This is a genomic window from Enterobacter sp. 50793107 (assembly GCF_001463365.1).
In the GTDB taxonomy this organism is placed as follows: Bacteria; Pseudomonadota; Gammaproteobacteria; order Enterobacterales; family Enterobacteriaceae; genus Enterobacter; species Enterobacter cloacae.
Genome location: NZ_LNII01000038.1, coordinates 1 through 425, shown reverse-complemented (window position 1 = coordinate 425; position 425 = coordinate 1). Strand labels below are relative to the sequence as shown.

The window sequence follows — 425 nt, the reverse complement described above, 5'->3', positions numbered from 1 at the left end:
GGCCGGGAACTCAAAGGAGACTGCCAGTGATAAACTGGAGGAAGGTGGGGATGACGTCAAGTCATCATGGCCCTTACGACCAGGGCTACACACGTGCTACAATGGCGCATACAAAGAGAAGCGACCTCGCGAGAGCAAGCGGACCTCATAAAGTGCGTCGTAGTCCGGATTGGAGTCTGCAACTCGACTCCATGAAGTCGGAATCGCTAGTAATCGTAGATCAGAATGCTACGGTGAATACGTTCCCGGGCCTTGTACACACCGCCCGTCACACCATGGGAGTGGGTTGCAAAAGAAGTAGGTAGCTTAACCTTCGGGAGGGCGCTTACCACTTTGTGATTCATGACTGGGGTGAAGTCGTAACAAGGTAACCGTAGGGGAACCTGCGGTTGGATCACCTCCTTACCTTAAAGAACCTGCCTTTG

The 425-nt window shown here is 52.9% G+C and carries 1 rRNA gene; it reads left to right on the top strand.

Annotated features, from left to right (window positions below):
* A 16S ribosomal RNA gene (locus tag APU11_RS05225) occupies positions 1–405 on the top strand; the annotation flags it as partial.
* Positions 406–425 lie beyond the last annotated feature (20 nt).